Genomic DNA, 25,450 nt, shown 5'->3' with positions numbered 1-25,450 from the left:
CCTCGCCCCGCCGCGCGGGCCGCATCGTCGGCGGGCCTACGCTTAGGTCATGCAACGGATTATCGGGACGGAGGTCGAGTACGGCATTTCATCACCGTCGGACCCGACGGCCAACCCGATCCTCACCTCGACTCAGGCGGTCCTGGCCTACGCCGCCGCCGCCGGCATCCAGCGCGCGAAACGCACCCGCTGGGACTACGAGGTGGAGTCCCCGCTGCGGGACGCCCGCGGTTTCGATCTGAGCCGTTCGGCCGGGCCGCCGCCGGTGGTCGACGCGGACGAGGTCGGCGCCGCCAACATGATCTTGACCAACGGGGCCCGGCTCTACGTCGACCACGCCCACCCCGAATATTCGGCGCCCGAGTGCACCGACCCGCTGGACGCGGTGATCTGGGACAAGGCCGGCGAGCGCGTCATGGAGGCCGCCGCCAGGCATGTCGCCAGCGTGCCGGGGGCGGCCAAACTGCAGCTCTACAAGAACAACGTCGACGGCAAGGGCGCCTCCTACGGCGCGCACGAAAACTACCTGATGTCGCGGCAGACGCCGTTTTCGTCGATCATCGCGGGGTTGACCCCCTTTCTGGTGTCCCGGCAGGTGGTGACCGGCTCGGGCCGGGTCGGCATCGGCCCCTCCGGGGACGAGCCCGGCTTCCAGCTGTCCCAGCGCTCCGACTACATCGAGGTCGAGGTCGGGCTGGAGACCACCCTCAAGCGCGGCATCATCAACACCCGCGACGAACCGCACGCCGACGCCGACCGATACCGCCGGCTGCACGTCATCATCGGCGACGCCAACCTCGCCGAGACGTCGACCTACCTGAAACTGGGCACCACCGCGCTGGTGCTGGACCTGATCGAAGTCGGCCCCGAACACGGGATCGACCTGAGCGATCTGGTGCTGGCCCGGCCGGTGCACGCGGTCCACGCGATCAGCCGCGATCCGTCGTTGCGGACCGCCGTGGCCCTGGCCGATGGCCGGGAATTGACGGGCCTTGCGCTGCAACGGATTTACCTGGACCGGGTGGCGAAGCTGGTCGACAGCCGCGACCCCGACCCCCGCGCGGCCGACATCGTTCAGACGTGGGCGCACGTGCTCGACCAACTCGAGCGGGACCCGATGGAATGCGCCGAGGTGCTCGACTGGCCCGCCAAGCTGCGCCTGCTCGAGGGCTTCCGGCAGCGGGAGAACCTGAGCTGGTCGGCCCCCCGGCTGCACCTCGTCGACCTGCAGTATTCCGATGTCCGGCTGGACAAGGGCCTCTACAACCGGCTGGTCGCGCGCGGCTCGATGAAGCGCCTGGTCACCGAACATCAGGTGCTCGACGCGGTGGACAACCCGCCGACCGATACGCGGGCCTACTTCCGCGGTGAGTGCCTGCGCCGGTTCGGCGCCGACATCGCCGCGGCCAGCTGGGACTCCGTGATCTTCGACCTGGGCGGTGATTCGCTGGTCCGGATCCCGACGCTCGAGCCGCTGCGGGGCAGCAAGGCGCACGTCGGGGCCCTGCTGGACTCGGTGGACAGCGCCGCCGAACTGGTGGAACAACTCACCAGCTAGGCCCGTTAGACCGGGGAACGTCGGGGTTGACCGGTAGGGTAGGGAGATAACAGCGAGCAGCGTGGCTTACTAAGCAAGCAGCGGCTGAACAAGTTCAGATGAAGCAGGAGGCCGGCGATGGCTCAGGAGCAGACCAAGCGTGGCGGTGGTGGTGGCGACGACGACGACTTCGCCGACAGCACGGCCGCGGGCCAGGAGCGCCGCGAGAAGCTAGCCGAGGACACCGACGATCTGCTCGACGAGATCGATGACGTCCTCGAAGAGAACGCCGAAGACTTCGTCCGGGCATACGTCCAAAAGGGCGGACAGTGACCTGGCCCTTCTCCGATCGCCTGTCCACTAACTCAGCACTTCCGGGCTCGGCCCTTTCCCGAAATCCCACCGTCGACCTGTCGTCGTTTGCCGACTTCCTGCGCCGCCAGGCGCCGGAGCTGCTGCCGGTGAGCCTGGGCGGCGGCGCGCAATCCGCCGGGGCCGGCTCTCAACTGCCGCACGGCACCACGATCGTTGCCCTGAAATATCCCGGCGGCGTCGTCATCGCGGGGGACCGGCGCTCGACCCAGGGCAACATGATCGCCGGGCGCGACGTGAAGAAGGTGTACGTCACCGATGACTACACCGCCACGGGCATCGCCGGCACCGCCGCGATCGCCGTCGAGTTCGCCCGCCTCTACGCGGTGGAACTGGAGCACTACGAAAAGCTCGAGGGCGTGCCCCTCACCTTCGCCGGAAAGGTCAACCGGCTGGCGATCATGGTGCGCGGAAACCTCGCCGCCGCGATGCAGGGCTTGGTGGCCCTGCCGCTGCTGGCGGGTTACGACATCGACGCACCCGACCCCGAAGGCGCCGGCCGGATCGTCTCGTTCGACGCCGCCGGCGGCTGGAACATCGAAGAAGAGGGCTACCAGTCGGTGGGCTCGGGCTCGATCTTCGCCAAGTCGTCCATGAAGAAGCTCTACTCGCGGGTCGTCGATGCCGATTCCGCGGTGCGGGTGGCCGTCGAGGCGCTCTACGACGCCGCCGATGACGACTCGGCCACCGGCGGACCCGACTTGGTTCGCGGCATCTACCCGACGGCGGTCACCATCGGTGCCGAGGGGGCGGCCGAGGTGCCCGAAAGCCGGATCGCCGAACTGGCCCGCGAAGTCATCGAAAGTCGTTCCCGCGCGGACACATTCGGCCCCGACGGCGGTGAGAAGTGAGCTTTCCTTATTTCATCTCGCCCGAGCAGGCGATGCGCGAGCGCAGCGAGCTCGCCCGCAAGGGCATCGCGCGCGGCAAGAGCGTGGTGGCGCTGGTCTACGCCGGTGGTGTGCTCTTTGTCGCGGAGAACCCGTCGCGCTCCCTGCAGAAGATCAGCGAGCTCTACGATCGCGTGGGTTTCGCGGCCGCGGGCAAGTTCAACGAGTTCGACAACCTGCGCCGCGGCGGGATCCAGTTCGCCGACACCCGCGGTTACGCCTACGACCGCCGCGACGTCACGGGCCGTCAGCTGGCCAACGTCTACGCCCAGACCCTGGGCACCATCTTCACCGAGCAGGCCAAGCCCTACGAGGTGGAGCTGTGCGTCGCCGAGGTCGCGCACTACGGCGAGACGAAACCGCCTGAGCTCTATCGCATTACCTACGACGGCTCGATAGCCGACGAACCCCATTTCGTGGTGATGGGTGGTACCACCGAGCCGATCACCACCGCGCTCAAGGAGTCCTACGCCGAGAACGCCGACCTGCGCGACGCGACGCGGATCGCGGTGAAGGCGCTGCGGGCCGGCAGCGCCGAGGGTTCTGGCGGCGATCAGCCATCCCCTGACGTGGGCAGCCTGGAGGTCGCCATTCTGGACGTCAACCGGCCGCGGCGGGCGTTCCGCCGGATCAACCGGGCGACTCTGGAAAGCCTGTTGCAAGAGGGGGATTCGAAGCAGGCGGAATCCGACGGCGAAACGCCCGGTTCCAACGGCGACTCCGCGGGCTGAATCGGGCCCGCACCGCGCACCGGCCCGCGTTCGCTATCAGCTGAACGCCCAGGGCAGACCGGGTCGGCACGCGGCGATTCTGGGGCCGCTGGTGCCCACGATGCTGGTGAGCCGTTCGGGTGTCGCGCCGGATCCCTGCCCGCGCGGCCCGTCGGGCGGTCGCCCAAAACTCGTGCGGACCCGTAGGCGCGGCTTCCGCACCCTCGCGGTCAGACAACCAGTACCCTCGATTACGTGCAGCGGCGAATCATGGGCATCGAGACCGAGTTCGGTGTCACCTGCACGTTCCACGGCCATCGCCGCCTGTCTCCGGACGAGGTCGCTCGCTACCTGTTCCGTCGGGTGGTGTCGTGGGGCCGCAGCTCCAACGTTTTCCTGCGCAACGGCGCCCGCCTGTATCTCGACGTGGGCAGCCACCCCGAGTACGCGACGGCCGAGTGCGACAGCCTGGTGCAGCTGGTCACCCACGACCGGGCCGGCGAATGGGTACTCGAAGACCTGCTGATCGACGCGGAGCAGCGCCTCGCCGACGAGGGCATCGGCGGCGACATCTACCTGTTCAAGAACAACACCGACTCCGCCGGCAACTCGTACGGCTGCCACGAGAACTACCTGATCGTGCGCGCCGGCGAGTTCTCCCGGATCTCCGACGTGCTGCTGCCGTTCCTGGTCACCCGCCAGCTCATCTGCGGGGCGGGCAAGGTGCTGCAGACCCCCAAGGCGGCGACGTTTTGCCTGTCCCAACGGGCCGAGCACATCTGGGAGGGCGTCTCCTCGGCCACCACCCGGAGCCGGCCCATCATCAACACCCGCGACGAGCCACACGCCGACGCCGAGAAGTACCGGCGGCTGCACGTGATCGTGGGCGACTCCAACATGTGCGAGACCACCACGATGCTCAAGGTGGGCACCGCGGCGCTGGTGCTGGAGATGATCGAGGCGGGCGTTCCCTTCCGCGACTTCTCGCTGGACAACCCCATCCGCGCCATCCGGGAGGTCAGCCACGACATCACCGGCAGGCGGCCGGTGCGGTTGGCGGGCGGGCGTCAGGCCAGCGCCCTGGACATCCAGCGCGAGTACTACAGCCGCGCCGTCGAACACCTGCAGACGCGCGAGCCGAACGCCCAGATCGAGCAGGTCGTCGACCTGTGGGGCCGCCAGCTCGACGCCGTCGAGAGCCAGGACTTCGCCAAGGTGGACACCGAAATCGACTGGGTGATCAAGCGCAAGCTGTTCCAGCGCTACCAGGACCGCTACGACATGGAGCTGTCCGACCCGAAGATCGCCCAGCTGGACCTGGCCTACCACGACATCAAACGCGGGCGCGGCGTCTTCGACCTGCTGCAGCGCAAGGGCCTGGCGGCGCGCGTCACCACCGACGAGGAGATCGCGGAGGCGGTCGACCACCCGCCACAAACCACCCGCGCGCGGCTGCGTGGCGAATTCATCAGCGCCGCCCAGGCCGCGGGCCGCGACTTCACCGTCGACTGGGTGCACCTCAAGCTCAACGACCAGGCCCAGCGGACGGTGCTGTGCAAGGACCCATTCCGGGCGGTCGACGAGCGGGTCAAGCGGCTGATCGCCAGCATGTAGCCGCAACCGCGAACGTGATATCGCGTGCGCTCGACTCGCCGACCGGTGCAGGCGCGCGGCGCGTGGCGGTTATAACCTGGTGCGAATGGCGACCTCCAAAGTCGAGCGGTTGGTCAACCTCGTCATCGCCCTGCTCTCCACCCGCGGTTACATCAGCGCGGAGAAGATCCGGTCCAGCGTGGCGGGTTATTCGGATAGCCCCAGCGCCGAGGCGTTCTCGCGCATGTTCGAGCGTGACAAGAACGAGTTGCGCGATCTCGGCATCCCGCTCGAGGTGGGCAGGGCGTCGGCCATGGACCCCACCGAGGGGTATCGCATCAACCGGGACGCCTACTCGCTGCCCGCGGTCGAGCTCACTGCGGACGAGGCGGCCGCGGTCGCCGTCGCGACGCAACTGTGGGAATCGCCCGAACTGATCACCGCCACCCAGGGCGCGTTGCTCAAGCTGCGCGCCGCCGGGGTGGACGTCGACCCTGACGCGCCGGTGGCCATCGCCTCGCCGGCCGGCGTGCCGGGGCTGCGCGGTTCAGAGGAGGTGCTTGGAATCCTGTTGTCGGCCATCGATTCTCGCCAGGCGGTGCAGTTCCCGCACCGGCCGTCGCGCGCCGAGCCGTACAGCATGCGCACGGTGGAGCCGTGGGGCGTGGTCACCGAGAAGGGCCGCTGGTATCTGGTGGGCCACGACCGCGACCGCGGCGCCACCCGTACGTTCCGGCTGTCGCGGATCGGCGCCGAGGTCACGCCGATCGGCCAGCCCGGGGCCGTCGTCGTGCCCGAGGACGTGGACCTGCGCCAGATTGTGGCCCGGACGGTGGCCGAGACCCCGACCGGCGGACATGCGCGGGTGTGGGTCGCCGACGGGCGGGCCACCGCGCTGCGCCGGGCCGGGACGTCCGCCGGCGCGCGACAGTTGGGCGGCCGCGACGGCGAGGTGATCGACCTCGACATCAAATCGAGCGACGGGCTGGCGCGCGAGATCGCCGGCTACGGGGCTGACGCCGTCGTGCTCGAGCCACAGTCCCTGCGCGACGACGTGCTGACGCGGCTGCGTGCCCAGGCGGGGGTCTCGGCATGACTCGCGCCGGCGACGATGCAGTGGGGGCACCCCCAGCCGCGCAGCGGCGAGGGGGACGGAGCGATGAGGTGGGGGCACCTCCCGCTTGCGGGGGAGAGTGGCGCCCATGACCCCCGTGTCCACCCGCCTCATCCGGCTGCTCAACATGGTGCCGTACTTCCAGGCCAACCCGCGGGTCACCCGGTCCAAGGCGGCCGCCGACCTCGGGGTGTCGGCCAAGCAACTGGAGGAGGACCTCAACCAGCTGTGGATGTGCGGCCTGCCCGGCTACTACCCGGGCGACCTGATCGACTTCCAGTTCGCCGGCGACACCATCGAGGTGACCTTCTCCGCCGGCATCGACAGGCCCCTGAAGCTCACCTCGCCCGAGGCCACCGGGCTGCTGGTGGCGCTGCGGGCGCTGGCCGACATCCCCGGCGTCGTCGATCCCGAAGCGGCGCGCAGTGCGATCGCCAAGATCGAGGCGGCCGCCGGCGCCGTCGGGCAGGACATCGCGGCGACGGCCGTTGATGAGCCGGCGCCCGTCGAGAGCCACGCGGCGGCCGCGGTGCGCACGGCGGTGCAGCACAAACACGCGCTGTCCATCGACTACTACTCCGCTTCCCATGACACCCTGACCAGCCGGATCGTCGACCCCATCCGGGTGCTGCTGATCGGCGGCCACAGCTACCTGGAGGCCTGGTCACGCGACGCCGAAGGGGTGCGGCTGTTCCGCTTCGACCGGATCGTCGACGCCGCCGAGCTGGACGAGCCGGCGGCCCCGCCCGAACTGGCCGTGCACGCGCCGCCGGACACCTCGCTCTTCGACGGCGACCCGGCATTGCCGTCGGCCAAGCTGCGCGTCGCGCCGTCGGCGTCGTGGATGTTCGAGTACTACCCGATGCGCGAGGTCAACGAGTTGCCGGACGGTTCCTGCGAGGCCGTGATGACCTACGCCTCCGAGGACTGGATGACCCGCCTGGTGCTGGGCTTCGGGGCGGACGTGCGGGTGCTTGAACCGGAATCACTGGCAACACGTGTCCGGGATGCTGCGGCCGCGGCGTGCGAGTCCTATCAGGGGCTTACCCGCTGAGGCCACGGCGCGGGCGGCCCGGTGTATCGCCGGGCTGCGGTAGCATCGGGTAGACGTCTGGAGGTAATCAAAGTGGGCAGTCTTAGTCCGTGGCACTGGGCCATCCTCGCCGTGGTGGTGATCCTGCTTTTCGGTGCCAAGAAGCTCCCCGATGCAGCACGTTCGTTGGGCAAGTCGATGCGCATCTTCAAGTCCGAGCTGCGCGAAATGCAGACCGAGAACAAGTCCGAAGCGCCTTCCATCGAGACCCCTCAGCCCGTGCAGTCGCAGCGGGTGGAGCCGCCGACGGCCACCGAGCAGGGGCACACCGAAGCACGCCCGGCGTAGCCGCCGTCATCGTCGCGGTGCCCGAACGCCACTGAACGAGCGTCGTGAAAGTTTTCAAGTTTTCAGCGCGCACTGCCGGCGTCCTGAAGCGCCTAAACCCGCGTAATAGGCGCAGCCGAACCAATCCCGACGCGACGATGTCGCTCGTCGATCACCTGACCGAACTGCGCACCCGGTTGCTGCTCTCGCTGGCCGCCATCCTGGTCACCACGATCTTCGGGTTCTTCTGGTACTCGCATTCCCTCTTCGGCCTGGAGAGCCTGGGCGAGTGGCTGCGCCATCCGTACTGTTCGCTGCCGCAGTCGGCGCGCGCGAGCATCAGCGCCGACGGTCAATGCCGGCTGCTGGCGACGGCGCCGTTCGACCAGTTCATGTTGCGGCTCAAGGTCGGGTTGACCGCCGGGGTGGTGCTGGCCTGTCCGGTGTGGTTCTACGAGCTGTGGGCGTTCATCACGCCGGGGCTGTACCAGAAGGAGCGCCGCTTCGCGGTCGGGTTCGTGGTCCCCGCGGCGGTGCTGTTCGTCGCGGGCGCGGTGCTGGCGTACTTCGTGCTGTCCAAGGCGCTGGGTTTCCTGCTGACCGTGGGCAGCGACGTGCAGGTGACCGCGCTGTCGGGGGACCGGTACTTCGGCTTCTTGATCAACCTGTTGGTGGTGTTCGGAGTCAGCTTCGAATTCCCGCTGCTGATCGTCATGCTCAACATGACCGGCGTGCTCACCTATGAGCGGCTGAAGTCGTGGCGGCGCGGCCTGATCTTCGGGATGTTCGTGTTCGCCGCGGTTTTCACCCCGGGGTCCGACCCGTTTTCGATGACCGCCCTGGGCGTGGCGTTGTCGGTGCTCCTCGAATTCGCCATCCAGATCGCCCGCCTGCACGACCGGCGCAAGGCCAAGCGCGAAGCGCAAACCGCGATTCCCGATGACCAGGCATCGGCCATCGAGCCGCCCGCACCGATACAGGAGTCGGTCCCCGAGCCGTCGTTCACCGCCGGCCAGCACGACGATGTCACCTGAGCCCTCGGTGCCGCAGGACGTGGCGGAGCTCGCCGAGCTGACCCGGTTCACCGCCGAATTGCCCTTCGCGCTCGACGGCTTCCAGCGGCGGGCGTGCGCCGCGCTGGAACGCGGCCACGGCGTGCTGGTCTGCGCGCCGACCGGCGCCGGCAAGACGGTGGTGGGGGAATTCGCCGTGCACCTGGCGCTGGCCGCCGGCGGCAAGTGCTTCTACACCACGCCGCTCAAGGCGCTGAGCAACCAGAAGCACACCGACCTGACCGCGCGCTACGGCCGCGACCGGATCGGCCTGCTGACCGGTGACATGTCGGTGAACGCCGACGCTCCCGTGGTAGTGATGACCACCGAGGTGCTGCGCAACATGCTCTACGCCAATTCGCCTGCGCTGCAAGGACTTTCCTACGTCGTGATGGACGAGGTGCATTTCCTGGCCGACCGGATGCGGGGCCCGGTGTGGGAGGAAGTGATCCTGCACCTGCCCGACGAGGTGCGGGTGGTCAGCCTGTCGGCCACGGTGAGCAACGCCGAGGAGTTCGGCGGCTGGATCCAGACGGTGCGCGGCGATACCACCGTGGTGGTCGACGAGCACCGGCCGGTGCCGTTGTGGCAGCACGTATTGGTGGGCAAGCGGCTGTTCGACCTCTTCGACTACCGCAGCTCGGAGGCCGGCGGGCAGCCGGTCGCCGGCCAGGAGTCACGCGTCAGCCCGGACCTGGTGCGCCACATCGCGCACCGCCGGGAGGCGGACCGGATGTCGGACTGGCAGCCGCGGCGTGGGCGCGGCGGACGCGGTGCGCCAGGCCGGCCGCGGTTCTACCGGCCACCCGGGCGGGCGGACGTGATCGCGACGCTGGACTCCGAGGGGCTGCTGCCGGCGATCACGTTCGTGTTCTCCCGCGCCGGCTGCGACGCCGCCGTCCAGCAGTGCCTGCGCTCGCCGCTGCGGTTGACCACCGAGGAGGAGCGGGCGCAGATCGCCGAGGTGATCGAGCACCGGTGCGGCGATCTCGCCGACGCCGACCTGGCGGTGCTCGGTTACTACGAGTGGCGGGAGGGGCTGCTGCGCGGCCTGGCCGCCCACCACGCCGGGATGTTGCCGGTGTTCCGGCACACCGTCGAGGAGCTTTTCACCGCCGGCCTGGTCAAGGCGGTGTTCGCCACCGAGACCCTGGCGCTCGGCATCAACATGCCCGCCCGCACGGTGGTGCTCGAGCGGCTGGTCAAATTCAACGGCGAGCAGCACATGCCGCTGACGCCGGGGGAGTACACGCAGCTGACCGGCCGCGCCGGGCGGCGCGGCATCGACGTCGAGGGCCACGCGGTGGTGCTGTGGAATCCCGCCGACGAGAACACCGAGCCGGTAGCGGTGGCGGGCCTGGCCTCCACCCGCACTTTCCCGCTGCGCAGCTCGTTCGCCCCGTCGTACAACATGACGATCAACCTGGTGCAGCAGATGGGTCCCGAGCAGGCGCACCGGCTGCTGGAGCAGTCGTTCGCGCAGTACCAGGCCGACCGCTCCGTGGTCGGCCTGGTGCGCGGAATCGAACGCGGCAACGCGATGCTCGCCGAGATCGCCGGCGAGCTCGGCGGCCCGCAGGCGCCGATCCTCGACTACGCCCGGCTGCGGGCGCGCATCTCCGAGATGGAACGCGCGCAGTCCCGCGCCTCGCGGCTGCAGCGGCGCCAGGCGGCCAGCGACGCGCTGGCCGCGCTGCGGCGTGGCGACATCATCAACATCACCCACGGCAGGCGCGGCGGACTGGCGGTGGTGCTGGAATCGGCCCGCGACGGCGAGGACCCGCGCCCGCTGGTCCTTACCGAAAACCGCTGGGCGGGGCGGATTTCGACGGCCGACTATCCGGGAGCGTCGGCCCCGGTCGGTTCCATGCCGCTGCCCAAGCGGGTCGAGCACCGGCAGCCGCGGGTCCGGCGAGACCTGGCGTCGGCGCTGCGGTCGGCGGCAGCCGGGCTGGCCATTCCGGCCAGGCGCCGCGGCGGGCGCGGCGACCAGGACGACGCGTTTCACAACCCCGAACTGGCGTCGCTGCGCGACGAGCTGCGTCGGCACCCGTCGCACAACAGCCCCGGCGTCGAAGCCCAGGTGCGGCAGGCCGAGCGGTACCTGCGGATCGAACGCGACAACGCGCAGTTGGAGAAAAAGGTTGCCGCCGCGACCAATTCGCTGGCGCGGACCTTCGACCGGATTGTCGGGCTGCTCACCGAGCGCGGTTTCATCCAAGGCCCGGACACCGATCCCCGCGTCACCGACGACGGGCGCCTGCTCGCCCGCATCTACAGCGAAAGCGACCTCCTGGTCGCCGAATGCCTGCGCACGGGCGCCTGGGCGGACCTGAAGCCACCCGAGTTGGCGGCCGTGGTCTCGGCGGTGCTCTACGAGAGCAGGGGAGGTGAGGGCCCGCGGGCGGCGTTCGCCGCCGAGGCGCCCACCCAGCGCGTGCGGCAGGCGCTGCAGCAAACCGCTCGGCTGTCGTACGCGCTGCGCGGCGACGAGCAGACGCACCGGATCGCGCCCAGTCGGGAGCCCGACGACGGTTTCGTCAACGTCATCTACCGCTGGGCCAAATCCGGCGACCTGGCCGCGGCCCTGGCGGCCGTGGACCCGGCGGGCACCGGCTCGCCGCTGCTGGCGGGCGATTTCGTGCGTTGGTGTCGCCAGGTGCTCGACCTGTTGGACCAGGTCCGCAACGCCGCCCCGGACGCTGAGCTGAGGGCCACCGCCAAGCGCGCGATCAATGACGTTCGGCGCGGCGTCGTCGCTGTTGACGCCGGGTAGGCTGAGCCGAAGCTACCGTAGATCCAACAAATCACGACGCCGATAGTTCGTGCCGAGACATAAGGGGCTGAGGAGAGACGATGAGCGGACCGCAGGGACCGGACCAGCAGTGGCAACCGCCCGGCCAAGGTAGCGATCAGTCCTCCGAACCGACCCAGGTCGGTTCGCCGTGGCAGCAGCAGCCGGGCCAGGAGGCCACCTGGCAGGCTCCGGCGTACACGCCGCCCGCCGAGTACCCGCAGTACCAGCAGCCGGCCGAACAGGCCTACCCGCAGCAATACCCGCAGCAGCCCGGCTACGGCCAGCCTCAGCAGTACGCGCAGCCGGGGCAGTATGGCCAGCCGGGTCAGTACGGTCAGCCGGGTCAGTACGGTCAGCCCGGCCAGTACGCGCAGCCGGGCCAGTACGGGCAGCCGGGGCAGTATGGCCAGCCGGGTCAGTACGGCCAGCCGGGTCAGTACCCGCAGCAGTACTCGCCGTATGACCAACAACCGGCGAAAAAGCGCTCGGTCGGGCTGATCGCCGGTGTGGGCGGGGCGATCGCCTTCCTGCTCATCGCGGTCGTGCTGGTACTCGGCTTCTGGCAGCCCGGGTTCTTCGTCACCACCAAGCTGGACGTCAACAAGGCGCAGGCCGGTGTCCAGCAAGTCCTGTCCGACGAGACGAACGGCTACGGCGCCAAGAACGTCAAAGACGTCAAGTGCAACCACGGCCAGAACCCCACCGTCAAGAAGGGCGCCACTTTTGACTGCGACGTCAGCATCGACGGCGCCGCCAAGCACGTGACGGTGACCTTCCAGGACAACAAGGGCACTTACGAGGTCGGCCGGCCGCAGTAGCCGGTCACCCGGGCAGGGCGTCGAGCGCTCTCTGCAGCCGGGTTATCGAGGACCCGACGCCCAGTTCGGTCGCTAACTTGGCGGTGCGGCCCGGGTCGTCGGCCGCCAGCGGCAGCGCGTCGGTCGGGGTCGACAGGCTGACGGGAGCGTCGGTGGCGACCCGCACCACCTTCCCGGCGGCCTCGATGTAGTCGGTCGCCCCCAGCAGTTTCGAGCGCAGGCCCTTGGCCATCTTCGATTTCGGGTCGCGGGCGGCCGCCAGGATCTCTTCCAGCGACCCGTGCTGGGCCAGCAGGGTCGCCGCCGTCTTCTCCCCGACGCCCGGCACGCCCGGCAGGCCGTCGGACGGATCGCCCCGCATCAGGGCGAATTCGGCGTAGGCCGGTCCGGCCCGATGCTTCGGCACGCCGTAATGTTCGGCGACCTCCGCCGGTCCGAACAGGGTGGCCTTGGTCAGGCCGCGGCCCAGGTAGAGCACCCGGACCGGGACGGGGTCGTCGGCGACGACCTGCAGCAGGTCGCGGTCTCCGCTGACCACCACCACGGGGTCGCGGCGTTCGCGGGCGGCCAGCGTGCCGAGCACATCGTCGGCCTCGAACCCCTCGGCGCCCGCCGTCGGGATGCCGAAGGCATCCAGCAGTTCCATGATCATCTCGATTTGCGGGGTCAGGTCGTCGGGGACCTCTTCGACGTCGGGTTCGCCCTCGGGCTCTTCCTCCGCCACCCGATGGGCCTTGTACGACGGGACGAGGTCCACCCGGAATTGCGGCCGCCAGTCCAGGTCCAGGCAGACCACCAGCCGGCTGGGGCGTTGCTTGGCGATCACGACCGCCATCGAATCGATGAATCCGCGTACGGCGTTGACGGGCCGGCCATCGGGGGCGGTGATCGACGACGGCACCCCGAAGTAGGACCGGAACCACATGCTGGCCCCGTCGAGCAGCAGTAGCGGCGATCGCATGTCGGTCATCGTCTCACGTCGCCCAACGTCGACTTCTTGTCGTCCGCTCAGTCAATTCGGCGCGTCAAGTCGACGTTCGCCGGACCGGTTAGCCTGGCTGCCATGGAATCTCATCGGTTCGACGCGGGCGTGTACGCCCGACGGCTGGCGGCGGCGGCGGCCGCGACCGCCGAGGCGGGGCTGTCGGGGCTGGTGATCACCCCGGGGTACGACTTGCGCTACCTTGTCGGGTCGCGCGCCCAGACGCTCGAGCGGTTCACCGCGCTGGTGCTGCCCGCGTCCGGAGACCCGACGGTGGTGGTGCCGCGACTGGAGCTGGCCTCGCTCAAGGGGTCGGCCATCGCGGAATTGGGGCTGGTGGTGCGGGATTGGGTCGACGGCGACGACCCCTACCGGTTGGTGGGTGCGGTGTTCGGCCCCGGCCCGGCCACGACCGCCGTCACCGACTCGATGCCCGCATTGCACCTGCTGCCACTCGCGGATGCGCTGGGCGCGCTGCCGGTGCTGGCGACGGACGTGATGCGCGGGCTGCGGATGGCCAAGGAGGAATGCGAGATCGATGCGCTGCGCAAGGCCGGTGCGGCCATCGACCGCGTGCACGCCCGAGTGCCGGAGTTTCTGGCTCCCGGGCGGACCGAGGCCGACGTAGCCGCCGATATCGCGGAAGCGATTGTGGCCGAAGGGCATTCGGAGGTCGCCTTCATCATCGTCGGCTCCGGCCCGCACGGCGCTGACCCGCACCACGGCTACTCGGACCGCGAACTGCAAGTCGGTGACATCGTCGTCGTCGATATCGGCGGCGCCTACGAGCCCGGATATCACTCCGACTCGACGCGCACCTACAGCATTGGCGAGCCGAAACCCGAAGTAGCGCAGCAGTATTCGGTGTTACAGCGGGCGCAGCGGGCGGCCGTCGACGCCGTCCGTCCCGGAGTCACGGCCGAGCAGGTCGATGCCGCCGCACGCGGGGTGCTGGCCGAGGCGGGGCTTGCGGACGTTTTCGTACACCGCACCGGACACGGCATCGGACTCTCGGTGCACGAGGAGCCCTACATCGTCGCGGGCAACGACCTGCCGCTGGCCACCGGCATGGCCTTCTCCATCGAGCCAGGCATCTACTTCCCGGGCCAATGGGGCGCGCGTATCGAGGACATCGTCGTCGTGACCGAGGACGGCGCGCTGCCGGTCAACAACCAGCCGCACGACCTGATCGTGGTGCCCGTGCCGTAGCAGTCGAGGCCCACCGGCGCGTACGTTGGGGCTTGATGTCACTTCTGGATTTGACTCTCCTGCCGATCCGCATCGCACGCCACATCGCCGACACGTTGGTCCATCCGGCCGCGACGGCACCCGCACCACCGGCCGAGCTCGTCGTGGTCGACGGCATGCCCGAGGGGGCGCCAGCGGCGGCGCTGCGGCCAGAGCCGCGACTACCGGTGCCGTCGGGATGGCCATTCGGGGAAGACTTTCCGCGCACGTGCGGCGCCGGCCGCCTGGCCGGCGGTGCCCTGTTTTGGACCGACTTCCTGTACGACGACCACGGCGCGACCGGCCTGCCGATCGGTGACCTGAAAGTGCAGGCGCCGCCGCGCGGCACCTACATCTATCCCGATGGCCCGGCGGCCCGCAACGGCGCCGACATCTTCCGCGTCGCGGTCGGGCTAACCGCCGCCGACACCTGGTGGCGGGTCGACTGGAACACCCTGCTGGACGCGTCGGTCCCCATCGCGCTGTTCACCCTCGACACCGACCCCGCTCGCGCCGCGCCGGAGCAGTGGCCCGCCGGGGCCGGGGTGCGCTCGGCCGGCATCGACATGGCCCTGCTGGTTTCGGGCAATGGCGCCGCGCTGATCGACCTGACCACCCGGTCCACGACGCCAGTGCAGCACAGCGTCGACATGGAATCGCGAACGTTTCTGGCGCAAGTGCCCCGGACCCTGCTCGAGCCGCACGGCACGTGGACGGTGCGGCTCGCAGCAGGGCTCTCGAACGCGGCGGGCGACGGGTTCGCCGACGTGCCCGCCGAGCATGGCGCGCTGCCCGGGCAACCGAACGTGTACAACGTGGCGTTCCGCACCAACGAGCAAGAGCCGCCGCACCTGAACTTCTGGTCGGACGCCGCGCAGGCCGGCGCCTTGACCGCCGGCGACGTCTCGAAGTTCGCCGTGACGGTGCAGTGGGATCGGCTGGCGGCCGGCGAGACCGAGTCCGAGCCGGTGATCACCGGCCCGTCGACTCGGTGGTATGTGTCCTCGGTCGAGCTGGGCCAGGGTGTGGCCGCCGACGATATCTTGAGCACCAAGCCGCAATTCCTCGGTCGGGTGCAGCCGTATTCGGTGTGCCTGCCCTCGAGTTTCAAGCCGGGCCAACCCTTGCCGTTGACTCTGCTGTTGCACTCGCTCGCGTTGGGGCAGAGCCAGTTCGCCGCGATCGACCCGCACCTGCTGCACCAAGTGTGCGAGGGCCGGAACTCAGTCGTCGTCACGCCGCTGGCCCGGGGCCCGTCGACGTGGTACTTCGACACCGGAGAGCTCGACGTCTGGGAAGTGTGGGCGCGCGTCGCCGAGCAACTGGGCACCGACCCCAACCGCACCGTGATTTCGGGCTACTCGATGGGCGGATATGCGGCCTACAAGCTGGGATTGACCTACCCGCAAGTGTTTTCGCAAGCCCTCGTGCTCGCAGGTCCGCCGACGTGCGGGGTACGGCTGCTCCCCGACATCGACATCCCGGCCGACCTCGACCCGCAATCGCCCTGTGCCCGCGAGGGCGACACATGGAAGCTACTGGTGAACGCCCGCTGGCTGCCCTACGTCATCGCGCACGGAATGGTCGACGAGCTGGTGCCGTTCGCGTCGGCCGCCGAGCAGGTGCTCGAACTCGACCGGCTGGGCTACCGGCACCGTTTTACGGTGTATCCGTTCGAGGATCACCTCGCGTGGGTGTTGCAGGACAAGTTCGAAGACCCGATCGCGCACATGGAAACCGGCTTGCGGCAAGCCGATCCGGGACACATCACGTTCGCGTGGCATCCGCAACTGGTTCGTGACGACCTGGGCATCGGGCCGCATCAGGTGTGGTGGTTGTCGGGCCTGACCGCGGACCCTGCGGTGACGGGGCGGCGCGGGGCGATCGCGGAAGTCGATGCACGCTCGTACGCGCGCCCCGATCCGACGCACACCGTGCGACATCATCGCGGATTCCTCCTGAACTTCGACCCAACCCCAGGGGTGTACAGCGAATTGGACTGGCGGCCAGGCCCACCCGTGTCTCCGCTGCCGTACCTCACGCTGCGGCTCACCGGCGTCGCCGGAATCGCGGTGGATGTCGAGCGCGCCGGATTGGCCACGTTGCCGAAGTCGACGATCGCGGTGGCCACCGACACCGCAGTGCGGATCACGCTGAGTGGCCTGCCTAGCGGGGTCAGCGTGCAGCTTGACGGTCAATCGGCCGAACCGACCTTGGACGTGCCGGCGGGACGACACCAGATCACCTTGGCCGCACAGGCTGTTGATGAATGAGTTGTGGCTGCTCTGTGGCCACGGCTAGCTTGGCAAAAGCCAGCATTGGGTGAATAGCGCCTGCGCGCGGTCTCGGCAAGAATTTCGCGCGTGGCTCCGCTGTCCGTCGACCCCGAGGCGATGTACGCCGCGGGTAGCGCCGTGGCGGCAATAGGCGAGGGCTTGGCGGCAGCATTGGGACCGCTGACCGCAGGTTTCGGTATCAACAGTGGCCAGGATGCTGCCGGTTTGATGTTCGGTTTGGGCTACCAGGCCGCGGCCGAGGCGTTGCTGCACGCGGCGGCGGCAGGCATCTCGTCGTGCAGGTACGTCGGGGCCAAAGTGCAACTTTGCGCCTCCAACTACTCGCGGGCCGACGCGGCGTCCAACGTTGGCGGCGCCGGTCACGTGCTGCCCACGCCCGGCCAACCGCAGCAGTTCCCGACTCCATCTCGACCTGTGACAGTGGGCCCCGGGGTAGCACAGCCGCTGCTGTGGGCAGTGGTGGAGGCGTTGGTTGACGATGTGTGGCCCAACGGCAACGGTGGCGGAATGCGCGCGGCCGCCGAATGTTGGCGAGGCTTCCGTGACGCGCTCCGCGGGGTGGGGCACGGGCTTAACGCTCCGAAGTCGGTGATCGGTGGACAGCAGGTTCCCGAAGCCGAGTTGGTGCAGCATGCCTTATCAAAACTGGCCAGCGAGTTGAACAAGTTGGCGGCTGGGTGCCATGAGTTGGCCGAAGCTTTGGACGGATTCGCGCACGAGGTGGAGAACGCCCAGCACAAGATATGCGATTTGTTGGGTCGCCTTGGGGCTCTGACCAATCTTGCCCATGACATCGTGTTGATCTTCGAAGGCGATGCGGCCGACGAGCTCGAAAAGATCGTGCGGGACATCAACGCCGTGCTGGACAACATGAAGCGGGAAGCGCAGGCCCGCGAACATGTCATCAAGACCGGAATGCAGATCATCGACGGTTTGGTCGGCGAGATGAAGACCTACATGCGCGGTCAGTTCGTCGAATTCCTGGGTGAAACCGTCGGCAAATTCGTGGCCGACGACTTCGATTACACCGCCGATGCGGGAACAGGTTTCTTCAAGGGCGCTGTGGGGACGGTGGAGGTCGGAGATCAGCTCGATCCGAGCCGATTCGTCTTCGATCTGAACGGAGCCGTGGCCAGTTGGTCAGCACTTGACCAAAGCGCAATGAAGTCCATCCCGGCGTATGCCCTTCTCGATCCCGAGGGCGCACTGAAGAACGACCTGGGGCTCGTGACAAGCCTTACCCACTGGGACGATTTGACCTCCGGCAGGCCCGGTGTGGGTGTCGGTGAAGGCATTTTCGACGGCGTGACGCTGCTTGTCGGTGGTGGCGCCGTGAAGGCTGGGTCGAAAGCAGCCGAAGGTGCCGCCGGTGGCGTCGAAGCGAGCCAAGGAATTACCGACAGCGAGCGGGTGGCGCAAGGCGCCGCCGGCGCGGCCACCGAATTGGATGGTGCCGGCAGTGCACTGGCTGACGTCGCGGCCAACGGCGGCGACCTTTCTAAAGGCCTCCAGAAGCTCGGGGAAGACCTGCCCACGGGCGATCCGCTCCCCGGTGGCAGCGCGGTGGGACTGCCGCCAGGGAAGTTGCCGGAGGTGCCGGTGGAGTCGGCGCCGGGGCCGAGTGGTGCGACGGCGGGCGCGCCTCACGAACCGGCTGAAACGGGTGCGACGCCGCCGGAGCCACCCCGGGGGATCGGCGATCGTCCCGCGCCGGAACCAGCTGGTGGTCCGCACGAGTCGACGCCAGGCGGAGGTCCGCGCGAGCCGGCCTCGGCCCCGGTCGCCGCATCGCACGCTGCGGCTGGGGCAGCCGCAGCTGGCGAGCGCATGCCGTCGATGGCGAGGGCGGTTGAGCATTCGCCGCTTCCGGTTTCGCCCGCAAGAAGTCCCGTCGAATCGGCGCCTATGGCTTCACACTCGCCGCAATCAGCGCCGGCGGCGTCCCCGAGCGCGCCCCCGTCTGCCGCGCCCTCGCCTGCCGCGCCGTCGGCCGCCGCGCCGCATCTGGCGCCCCCGAACGGTCACCCAAGTGAGCTGCCCGCACCTGGCGGCGGCGTCGGTAGGCCCGGTGACGGCACCCATCCGGGCGGGCATCCTGATGGAAAGCCGCCGCACGACGGGCGACCCGACGGGCCTGACGACGGCCAACCTGGTGATGATCGGAATGGCAAGTCGCACGGGGACGATCAAGGTCCGGCTGGGCACGGCCATGATGGCTCCCCAAGTGGCCCGCGGCAGGATCCGATTCATTCTCACGAACCGTCAGGCGACGGATGGCATCGGTTAGGTGACGAAACGCTCGACCCGCATTACGGCGAACCGTTGGAAGAGCACTGGGATTTCCCGGATGATCCCGTTGATCCGGCCAAGATTGATCCGGATGTCGCCAAGCTAATTCGCGATCCCGATGCGCCGTTCGGCCGTGACCCACAAGGACATCCCTACACCGAGCAGGAATACGCCGAACGCTTCAACGAGATTGGCGATCAGGGCCAACCTTGGGCCAATTTCCCGCTTAATGGCGGCGCTGTCCCGCATACGCGGGTCGCGTACACAGATGCCGGATCCTACTTCCGAGATTACGGACAATTAGTTGATCGGATCGGCAGAACGGATGGTAAGTATTTGGCCGTTATGGAAGGTGGCGAACCGGCGTCATGGGAGGAACGAGCCCTCCACGTCAATTCTGTCCGCGAACCCTACAACGCCTATACTTTTGACCATCTCCCCGACGGATGGACTATCGAAGTATCCGAAGTCGCACCTGGGCTGGGTCAGCCCGGTGGCTCGATCCAAGTACGAGTATTGAACTCTGAAGGCAGGGTGATGACGGTTGACGAGCTCGCGGACCCTGACATTGGTGTGTTGAGATGACCGACACCATCAGGGTTTCAAAGCGCCTCGCGCAGTGGGCAGAACTAGCTGGGTACACGCTCACGCCGGGAGACTGTACGGATGACGGTCGGGCAATATTGTGGGCAGCCTCTGGCGAAATCCGCCTTTTTATAGGACAAAATGACGCCAGCTGGTTCATCGTTACCGATTCCGACCGTATGGGGCCTGAGCATTTCGTGTTGGCCGCTCCGTCCATGGACGCGATCGAGAAGTACCTCTACGGAAGGTTTTGCTTGCACATCCGTAGCGCGAGAGGTTTGCCCCGCGTAGGTGTGCCGGTCTCGGACAGCGGTTTCGTATCTACATACAGCATAGAAGCGCGGGATTTCGAAGGAACCCAACGCTTTGCCTTGGTTGCCTCCGATGGCTCAACGCTGGCCGTCAGCAGTTCTGACAAGGTGACTGCAACAGCGGAACTCAGAAAGCTCGCGCTGTACCTGACGGCGACAATTGATCAAATTGAAGAGTCAGCCATAGATCCCGACGGGAAACCGCTTTTTGAGCCGCGATAGCTACGAACTCGCCAGACTGAAGCTAGTCCTCGCCGCGGTCCAGCAAGCCCGACGAACCCAGCACCCGCTCGACCCGCACCTCGATGACCACCCGGCGCGGGTTCGGGCGTGGGGTGCGATAGCGCTGGGCGTACCGCAACTCCGCGTCGCGGACGGCATCCACGTCGGTGTTGACCTTCGATCGGCCCTCCAGCGACAACCACCGCGCGCCGTCGACCTGGCTGAGCACCGCCACCCCGCCCCGGTCGGCGTTCACCGCCTTCTGCGAGCCGCCGGTGGTGATGACCCGGGCGATGTGCGTCTTGGGGTCGAAGGTGAATCCCACCGCCACGACATGCGGTGAATTGTCGGCTCGCAGTGTGGTCAGCATGGCCAGATGCCGTTCGGACAGAAACGCCAGCGCATCGTCCGTGAGCCGCGTAGTGGTATTCGCCATCACCGCCCACGCTAGCGCAGGTCATAATCGCAGCCGTGGGCGACACGGGCGCGGGCCCAGTACTAATCCTGGGTGGCCGCAGCGAGATCGGCGTCGAGCTGGCGCGGCTGCTGGCGCCGGGGGCGACGGTGGTGCTCGCCGCGCGCAAGGCCGACCAACTCGACGAGGAGGTCGCCACCCTCCAAGCCGCCGGCGCGACGGCGGTACACACCAAGGAGTTCGACGCCGACGACCTGGAGTCGCACGCCCCGCTGATCGCCTCGGTCGTCGTGGAGCACGGGCCCATCGCCACGGCGGTGCTGGCCTTCGGAATCCTGGGCGACCAGGCCCGCGCCGAGACCGACGCCGCGCACGCGGTGTCCATCGTGCACACCGATTACGTCGCCCAGGTCAGCATGCTCACCCATCTCGTCGGCGCGATGCGCGAAGCCGGCAAAGGCCAACTGGTGGTGTTCTCCTCGATCGCCGGCGCGCGGGTGCGCCGCGCCAACTATGTCTACGGCTCGGCGAAGGCCGGTCTCGACGGGTTCGCCAGCGGCTTGGCCGACGCGCTGCACGGCACCGGGATCCGACTGCTGATCGCCCGGCCCGGCTTTGTGATCGGGCGCATGACGGAGGGCATGGAGGCGGCGCCGTTGTCCAGCACCCCGGCGCAGGTGGCCGCGGCGACCGCGCGGGCGCTGGCCAAAGGCCGCCGCTCCGTGTGGATCCCGTGGGCGTTGGGTCCCGCCTCGGCCGTAATGCGGGTGGTGCCGCAGTTTTTATGGCGCAGGATGCCGCGATGATAATCGTTGTCGGGATCGGCGCCGACGGCATGGCGGGGCTCGCGGAGTCGTCGCATCACGAATTGCGCAGGGCTACAACAATTTACGGATCGAAACGGCAACTCGACCTGCTCGACGACACCGTTGCGGCGTCCCGGCGGCAGTGGCCCTCGCCGATGCTGCCCGCGTTGCGGACGTTGCTCGACGACCATGCGGGGGACGTGCATGTGGTGGCCAGCGGCGATCCGCTACTGCACGGCATCGGGGGGACGCTGATCCGGCTGCACGGCCCCGAGCAGGTGCGGGTGCTGCCGCACGTGTCCTCGGTGACATTGGCGTGCGCGCGAATGGGCTGGAACGCCCACGACACGGAGGTGATCAGCCTGGTCACCGCGCCGACGCACACCGCGATACGCCGCGGCGGCCAGGCGATCGTGCTGTCGAAGAGCGGCGCCACACCCAACGAGGTCGCTGTGCTACTCGACGCGCATGGCCGCGGCGAATCGGTCCTGACCATCCTCGAAAACTTGGGCGGGCCAACCGAACATCGCCGGGACGGCACCGCGCGCGAATGGGCCGACGGCGCGCCATCGGACATCGACGACCTCAACGTCATCGCCATCCGCTACCTGCCCGACGAACGCCTGTCGCCGCTGCCCGACGACGCGTTCGCGCACGACGGGCAAATCACCAAACACGGGATCCGCGCGGTGACCCTGGCGGCGCTGGCACCGCGCCCCGGCGAGCGGCTCTGGGACGTCGGCGCGGGCTCTGGCAGCGTCAGCGTCGAGTGGTGCCTGAGCTGGCGCGGCTGCACCGCGGTCGCATTCGAGCGGGACGAAAGACGCCGCGACAACATCGAGTTCAACGCCGCCCATTTCGGCGCCGGCATCGATGTGCGTGCTGATGCCCCGGCGGCGTTCGACGGACTGGACCCACCGTCGGCGATCTTCATCGGTGGCGGCCTCACCCAGCCGGGACTGCTCGACGCCTGCCTCGACAACTTGCCGACGGGCGGCCGCCTGGTCGTCAACGCGGTCACCGCCGAATCCGAAGCGGCTCTCGCGCAGGCGTATTCGCGACTCGGGGGACACCTGCACCGCTTCCAACACTATCGGGGCGAGCCGCTCGGCGGCTTCACCGGTTGGCGTCCACAGATGCCCGTCACCCAGTGGGCGATGACCAAATGACGGTGTATTTCATCGGTGCCGGCCCGGGTGCGGCCGATCTCATCACCGTCCGCGGCCAGCGGCTCCTCGGGTCCTGCCCGGTGTGTTTGTACGCGGGCTCGATCATGCCCGACGACCTGTTGGCGGCGTGCCCGCCCGGGGCGAAAGTCGTTGACACCGGCCCGCTGACGCTGGACCAGATCGTTGCCGAGCTCGCCGACGCCGACGCCGCCGGCCACGACGTTGCACGGCTGCATTCCGGCGACCCGTCCATCTACAGCGCGCTGGCAGAGCAATGCCGACGGCTCGACGCGCTGGGGATCGCTTACGAAATCGTGCCCGGCGTAACGTCTTTCGCCGCGGCGGCGGCCGCGCTCAAGCGCGAGCTCACCGTTCCCGGCGTCGCGCAGACCGTGACCCTGACCCGGGTCGCCACCTTGTCGACGGCCATGCCGCCCGGTGAAGACCTCGCCACCCTCGCCCGATCCGGCGGCACACTGGTCTTGCATTTGGCCGCGGCCCAGATCGATGCCATCGTGCCACAGCTTCTCGACGGTGGCTACCGGCCCGAAACACCCTGTGCCGTCGTGGCATTCGCGAGCTGGCCGCAGCAGGTGGTGCTGCGCGGCGCGCTCGCCGACATCGCCGAACAGACGCATCGGGCCGGCATCAGCAAGACGGCGGTGATCATCATCGGCGGTGTGCTCGCCGCCGAGGGATTCACGGACAGCTACCTGTATTCGACCGGGCGCACGCGGGGGAGCAGGCACTGATGCGCGTGCTGCTGCTCGGCGGCACGGCCGAAGGTCGCGCACTGGCCAAGGCCCTGCACCCGCACATCGACATCGTCAGCTCGCTGGCCGGACGGGTGCCCGACCCCGCGCTGCCGGTCGGCCCGGTACGCATCGGTGGCTTCGGCGGCCCCGACGGACTGCGGCGCTGGCTCCTCGACGAACGCATCGACGCGGTGATCGATGCGACCCACCCGTTCGCGGCGACGATGACGGCGCACGCTGCCGCCGTCTGCGCTGAGCTGAAGATGCCGCACCTGGTGCTGGCTCGTCCGGCCTGGGACCCGGGCTCGGCGATCGTGGTCGAATCGGACAGCCAGGCCGCGGAAGCCGCCGCGCGACAAGCGTTTTCGCGGGTGTTTCTCACCACCGGACGCTCGGGAACCAAGGCCTTCGCGGACAGCGACGCGTGGTTTCTCATCCGCGCGGTGACCGAACCCGAGCCGTCGTCCCTGCCGCGCCGACACCAGCTGGTGCTGTCCCGCGGCCCGTATCGTTACGACGGCGAGCTGGCCCTGTTGCGAGAACACCGCATCGACGCGTTGGTCACCAAGAACAGCGGTGGGGACATGACCCGCGCGAAGCTGGACGCGGCTGCGGCACAGGGTATTCCGGTGGTCATGGTGGCGCGGCCGCCGCTACCGGCCGGCGTGACGGTGGTGGGCAGCGTCGAGCAGGCCACCGACTGGGTGACGGGTTTGGGCTAGCCGGTCAGGTCGTCGCGCTCGGCGTCGGCGGCCAGCAGCGCGTCGCGGGCGCGTGCGACGCGGGATCGGATGGTGCCCACCGGGCAACCGCAAACCGCCGCGGCGTCGGCGTAGGGCAGCCCCAACAACTGGGTGAGCAACAGGGCTTCCCGTTGCTCGGCGGTGAGACTGGCGATCATCGTCGTGACCTCGACCAGGTCCTCGAATCCGCGGGCGTGCCGGTCGCCGCGCAGCACGTGCTCCGGGTCGGCGCCCAGCGCGGCGCGGGGCCGTGACTGGACGTGGCGGATGTGGTCCGCGACGACGCGGCGCGCGATCGCGAGCAGCCAGGTCCGGGCGCTCGAACGCCCGGAGAACCGTTCGATGGCACCGATCGCCCGCAGGAAGGTCTCCTGTGTCAGGTCGTCGGCGCTGCCCGCATCCGACAGATACGTGACGAACCGCCACACGTCTTGCTGGGTGGCTTTGATGAATGCCTCGAGCGCACGGTCACTTCCACGCGCGGCGGCCAACGCGAGTTCGGTAACGGCCTCGTCATCGCTTGACGCGATCATGGCGAACCACCTTTGTTTCGCGGGCTCACTGAGTCTACGACGGTCCGTCGTAGCGGCTGCGGCGGGGTCGACCGCGGACCGGTTGATGGGCCACAGGTGGGCGCGTCGTCGGCCGGTGGGAGCCTCCGGTCGCCAACCGGCGTCGTCCGTCCCTTCGGAGGCGCCCGATCGGTCCGATCGCACCCGCTCCCGCGCCACCAGCAACGCGAACGCGAGGCCCAACAGCAAGGGCATGTGACTGGCGATGCGCGTCGCCGTCACCTCGCCCGCGAAGGCATCCACGATCACGTAGCCCAGCAGCGCAACCGAATAAACGCCCGTAATCGCCGCCACCCCAATCGCGGTGACGGGCCACACGCCGGCGGCGATCATCGCCAAACCCAAGGCCAGCAACCAGGCGGTGGACTCGTGCATCAGGTGCTCACCCGACATCGCGCCGTGCATGTGACCCGACACCATGCCGAAATCGATCCCGCTGATCTGCGCGGCGGCGATCGCCACCTGGAACAACCCGACAGCGATCAGGCCCCACCGCCGGTAGTGCGCACGCAGCCAACGCATCCGGCGCTGCCGTCCCGACGATTCCTCGCCGATGCTCGCCATGATCTTCGCCACCAGGTCCGGTCCGTCGCCGGGCTCGACCGAGGCCATCCGGCGGGTCTGCACCGCGGCGCCGATCAGCCACGAACGGCAACGGCGGCACGATTCGAGATGCGCGTCGACCTGCTGCGCGAGCGCTTGGGGACGTTCGCCGTCCAGTCGAGCCGAAAGCGCCTCACGCGCCGCGTCACACCGCATCACTGCATCGTTGCGCATGCCCGGTCCGCGTGCAAAGAGCACCCGAAATCAACCCGGGGGAACTAATCCGTCCGG

At 68.7% G+C, this 25,450-nt stretch carries 22 protein-coding genes and 1 pseudogene; 19 read left to right on the top strand and 4 right to left on the bottom strand.

Annotated elements, in window-relative coordinates; genetic code table 11:
* Window positions 1-49: 49 nt before the first annotated feature.
* The 11 genes from dop (at window position 50) to WU80_RS03175 (ending at window position 12,243) form a co-directional block, all read left to right on the top strand.
* Window positions 50-1,558, top strand: a complete 1,509-nt coding sequence (gene dop, locus WU80_RS03225) for a pup deamidase/depupylase (RefSeq protein ID WP_055399388.1) — start codon at window positions 50-52, stop codon at window positions 1,556-1,558.
* Between the two features lie 117 nt (window positions 1,559-1,675).
* Window positions 1,676-1,870 carry a ubiquitin-like protein Pup gene (locus WU80_RS03220; protein ID WP_007170369.1) on the top strand — a complete coding sequence of 65 codons (195 nt, stop codon included), beginning with the start codon at window positions 1,676-1,678 and terminating at the stop codon, window positions 1,868-1,870.
* Window positions 1,867-2,760, top strand: coding sequence for a proteasome subunit beta (gene prcB, locus WU80_RS03215; protein ID WP_055399390.1), 894 nt, complete (start codon window positions 1,867-1,869; stop codon window positions 2,758-2,760). Before WU80_RS03220 ends, prcB begins: the two co-directional genes overlap by 4 nt.
* Entirely contained in the window at window positions 2,757-3,530 is a 774-nt protein-coding gene (gene prcA, locus WU80_RS03210) for a proteasome subunit alpha (RefSeq protein ID WP_055399392.1), read from the top strand. Before prcB ends, prcA begins: the two co-directional genes overlap by 4 nt.
* A 234-nt stretch (window positions 3,531-3,764) precedes the next feature.
* On the top strand, window positions 3,765-5,123 hold the full coding sequence (pafA, locus tag WU80_RS03205; RefSeq protein ID WP_156349405.1) for a Pup--protein ligase: 1,359 nt from the start codon (window positions 3,765-3,767) through the stop codon (window positions 5,121-5,123).
* A gap of 85 nt (window positions 5,124-5,208) precedes the next feature.
* Entirely contained in the window at window positions 5,209-6,198 is a 990-nt protein-coding gene (locus WU80_RS03200) for a YafY family protein (protein WP_055399396.1), read from the top strand.
* 106 nt (window positions 6,199-6,304) lie between these two features.
* Window positions 6,305-7,270, top strand: a complete 966-nt coding sequence (locus WU80_RS03195) for a YafY family protein (RefSeq protein WP_055399398.1) — start codon at window positions 6,305-6,307, stop codon at window positions 7,268-7,270.
* A 72-nt stretch (window positions 7,271-7,342) separates the two neighbouring features.
* Window positions 7,343-7,597, top strand: coding sequence for a Sec-independent protein translocase subunit TatA (gene tatA / locus WU80_RS03190; protein WP_055399400.1), 255 nt, complete (start codon window positions 7,343-7,345; stop codon window positions 7,595-7,597).
* 44 nt (window positions 7,598-7,641) lie between these two features.
* Entirely contained in the window at window positions 7,642-8,610 is a 969-nt protein-coding gene (gene tatC, locus WU80_RS03185; protein ID WP_156349406.1) for a twin-arginine translocase subunit TatC, read from the top strand.
* A gap of 19 nt (window positions 8,611-8,629) precedes the next feature.
* Window positions 8,630-11,404 carry an RNA helicase gene (locus WU80_RS03180; protein ID WP_055399490.1) on the top strand — a complete coding sequence of 925 codons (2,775 nt, stop codon included), beginning with the start codon at window positions 8,630-8,632 and terminating at the stop codon, window positions 11,402-11,404.
* A gap of 80 nt (window positions 11,405-11,484) precedes the next feature.
* A complete protein-coding gene (locus WU80_RS03175) occupies window positions 11,485-12,243 on the top strand; it encodes a DUF4333 domain-containing protein (RefSeq protein WP_055399403.1) in 759 nt (252 codons plus the stop codon).
* 4 nt (window positions 12,244-12,247) lie between these two features.
* Here WU80_RS03175 and WU80_RS03170 read toward each other — a convergent pair whose 3' ends face one another.
* Window positions 12,248-13,204 carry a 5'-3' exonuclease gene (locus WU80_RS03170; RefSeq protein WP_055399492.1) on the bottom strand — a complete coding sequence of 319 codons (957 nt, stop codon included), beginning with the start codon at window positions 13,202-13,204 and terminating at the stop codon, window positions 12,248-12,250.
* Window positions 13,205-13,306: 102 nt separating this feature from the next.
* Between WU80_RS03170 and WU80_RS03165 the strand changes: the two genes are divergently transcribed.
* The 4 genes from WU80_RS03165 to WU80_RS25205 all read left to right on the top strand — a co-directional run bounded on the left by WU80_RS03165 (window position 13,307) and on the right by WU80_RS25205 (window position 20,156).
* Window positions 13,307-14,434, top strand: coding sequence for a Xaa-Pro peptidase family protein (locus tag WU80_RS03165; RefSeq protein WP_055399405.1), 1,128 nt, complete (start codon window positions 13,307-13,309; stop codon window positions 14,432-14,434).
* A gap of 35 nt (window positions 14,435-14,469) precedes the next feature.
* A complete protein-coding gene (locus WU80_RS03160; RefSeq protein WP_055399407.1) occupies window positions 14,470-16,725 on the top strand; it encodes an alpha/beta hydrolase-fold protein in 2,256 nt (751 codons plus the stop codon).
* 90 nt (window positions 16,726-16,815) lie between these two features.
* Window positions 16,816-19,623 (top strand): glycohydrolase toxin TNT-related protein, encoded by a 2,808-nt coding sequence (locus tag WU80_RS25210; protein WP_082459701.1) that lies wholly within the window; start codon window positions 16,816-16,818, stop codon window positions 19,621-19,623.
* Entirely contained in the window at window positions 19,620-20,156 is a 537-nt protein-coding gene (locus tag WU80_RS25205; RefSeq protein ID WP_082459702.1) for a TNT antitoxin family protein, read from the top strand. The genes WU80_RS25210 and WU80_RS25205 overlap by 4 nt, the downstream gene beginning before the upstream one ends.
* Before the next feature lie 22 nt (window positions 20,157-20,178).
* Here WU80_RS25205 and WU80_RS03140 read toward each other — a convergent pair whose 3' ends face one another.
* A complete protein-coding gene (locus tag WU80_RS03140) occupies window positions 20,179-20,592 on the bottom strand; it encodes a F420-dependent biliverdin reductase (RefSeq protein WP_055399415.1) in 414 nt (137 codons plus the stop codon).
* Between the two features lie 35 nt (window positions 20,593-20,627).
* On the opposite strand from WU80_RS03140, the gene WU80_RS03135 reads away from it, so the two are divergent.
* Genes WU80_RS03135 through WU80_RS03120 form a run of 4 tightly spaced genes read left to right on the top strand, consistent with a single transcriptional unit; the run spans window position 20,628 to window position 24,023 of the window.
* Window positions 20,628-21,377: an SDR family NAD(P)-dependent oxidoreductase gene (locus WU80_RS03135; RefSeq protein ID WP_055399416.1), complete on the top strand. Its 750-nt coding sequence runs from the start codon at window positions 20,628-20,630 to the stop codon at window positions 21,375-21,377.
* Entirely contained in the window at window positions 21,374-22,546 is a 1,173-nt protein-coding gene (locus tag WU80_RS03130) for a bifunctional cobalt-precorrin-7 (C(5))-methyltransferase/cobalt-precorrin-6B (C(15))-methyltransferase (RefSeq protein ID WP_055399495.1), read from the top strand. The genes WU80_RS03135 and WU80_RS03130 overlap by 4 nt, the downstream gene beginning before the upstream one ends.
* The gene (gene cobM, locus WU80_RS03125) at window positions 22,543-23,298 is read left to right on the top strand and encodes a precorrin-4 C(11)-methyltransferase (RefSeq protein WP_055399418.1); all 756 of its coding nucleotides are present in this window, start codon (window positions 22,543-22,545) and stop codon (window positions 23,296-23,298) included. The genes WU80_RS03130 and cobM overlap by 4 nt, the downstream gene beginning before the upstream one ends.
* On the top strand, window positions 23,295-24,023 hold the full coding sequence (locus WU80_RS03120; RefSeq protein WP_197281054.1) for a cobalt-precorrin-6A reductase: 729 nt from the start codon (window positions 23,295-23,297) through the stop codon (window positions 24,021-24,023). Before cobM ends, WU80_RS03120 begins: the two co-directional genes overlap by 4 nt.
* Here the strand turns inward: WU80_RS03120 and sigC are convergent.
* Entirely contained in the window at window positions 24,020-24,577 is a 558-nt protein-coding gene (gene sigC / locus WU80_RS26285; RefSeq protein WP_231633729.1) for an RNA polymerase sigma factor SigC, read from the bottom strand. The genes WU80_RS03120 and sigC overlap by 4 nt on opposite strands.
* 180 nt (window positions 24,578-24,757) lie before the next feature.
* Window positions 24,758-25,375 (bottom strand): annotated as a pseudogene (locus tag WU80_RS26280) (DUF2275 domain-containing protein); the annotation flags it as partial.
* Window positions 25,376-25,450: the final 75 nt, after the last annotated feature.

This window comes from Mycobacterium sp. UM_11 (assembly GCF_001414075.1).
GTDB lineage: Bacteria > Actinomycetota > Actinomycetes > Mycobacteriales > Mycobacteriaceae > Mycobacterium.
Note: the sequence above shows the minus strand (reverse complement) of the source record. Positions and strands in the feature narration are given on the sequence as shown.

Coding starts and splice junctions, on each gene's coding strand:
- dop (WP_055399388.1), top strand. CDS start 50: ATGCAACGGATTATCGGGACGGAGGTCGAGTACGGCATTTCATCACCG.
- WU80_RS03220 (WP_007170369.1), top strand. CDS start 1,676: ATGGCTCAGGAGCAGACCAAGCGTGGCGGTGGTGGTGGCGACGACGAC.
- WU80_RS03200 (WP_055399396.1), top strand. CDS start 5,209: ATGGCGACCTCCAAAGTCGAGCGGTTGGTCAACCTCGTCATCGCCCTG.
- WU80_RS03195 (WP_055399398.1), top strand. CDS start 6,305: ATGACCCCCGTGTCCACCCGCCTCATCCGGCTGCTCAACATGGTGCCG.
- WU80_RS03175 (WP_055399403.1), top strand. CDS start 11,485: ATGAGCGGACCGCAGGGACCGGACCAGCAGTGGCAACCGCCCGGCCAA.
- WU80_RS03170 (WP_055399492.1), bottom strand. CDS start 13,204: ATGCGATCGCCGCTACTGCTGCTCGACGGGGCCAGCATGTGGTTCCGG.
- WU80_RS03165 (WP_055399405.1), top strand. CDS start 13,307: ATGGAATCTCATCGGTTCGACGCGGGCGTGTACGCCCGACGGCTGGCG.
- WU80_RS03160 (WP_055399407.1), top strand. CDS start 14,470: ATGTCACTTCTGGATTTGACTCTCCTGCCGATCCGCATCGCACGCCAC.
- WU80_RS25205 (WP_082459702.1), top strand. CDS start 19,620: ATGACCGACACCATCAGGGTTTCAAAGCGCCTCGCGCAGTGGGCAGAA.
- WU80_RS03140 (WP_055399415.1), bottom strand. CDS start 20,592: ATGGCGAATACCACTACGCGGCTCACGGACGATGCGCTGGCGTTTCTG.
- WU80_RS03130 (WP_055399495.1), top strand. CDS start 21,374: ATGATAATCGTTGTCGGGATCGGCGCCGACGGCATGGCGGGGCTCGCG.
- cobM (WP_055399418.1), top strand. CDS start 22,543: ATGACGGTGTATTTCATCGGTGCCGGCCCGGGTGCGGCCGATCTCATC.
- sigC (WP_231633729.1), bottom strand. CDS start 24,577: ATGATCGCGTCAAGCGATGACGAGGCCGTTACCGAACTCGCGTTGGCC.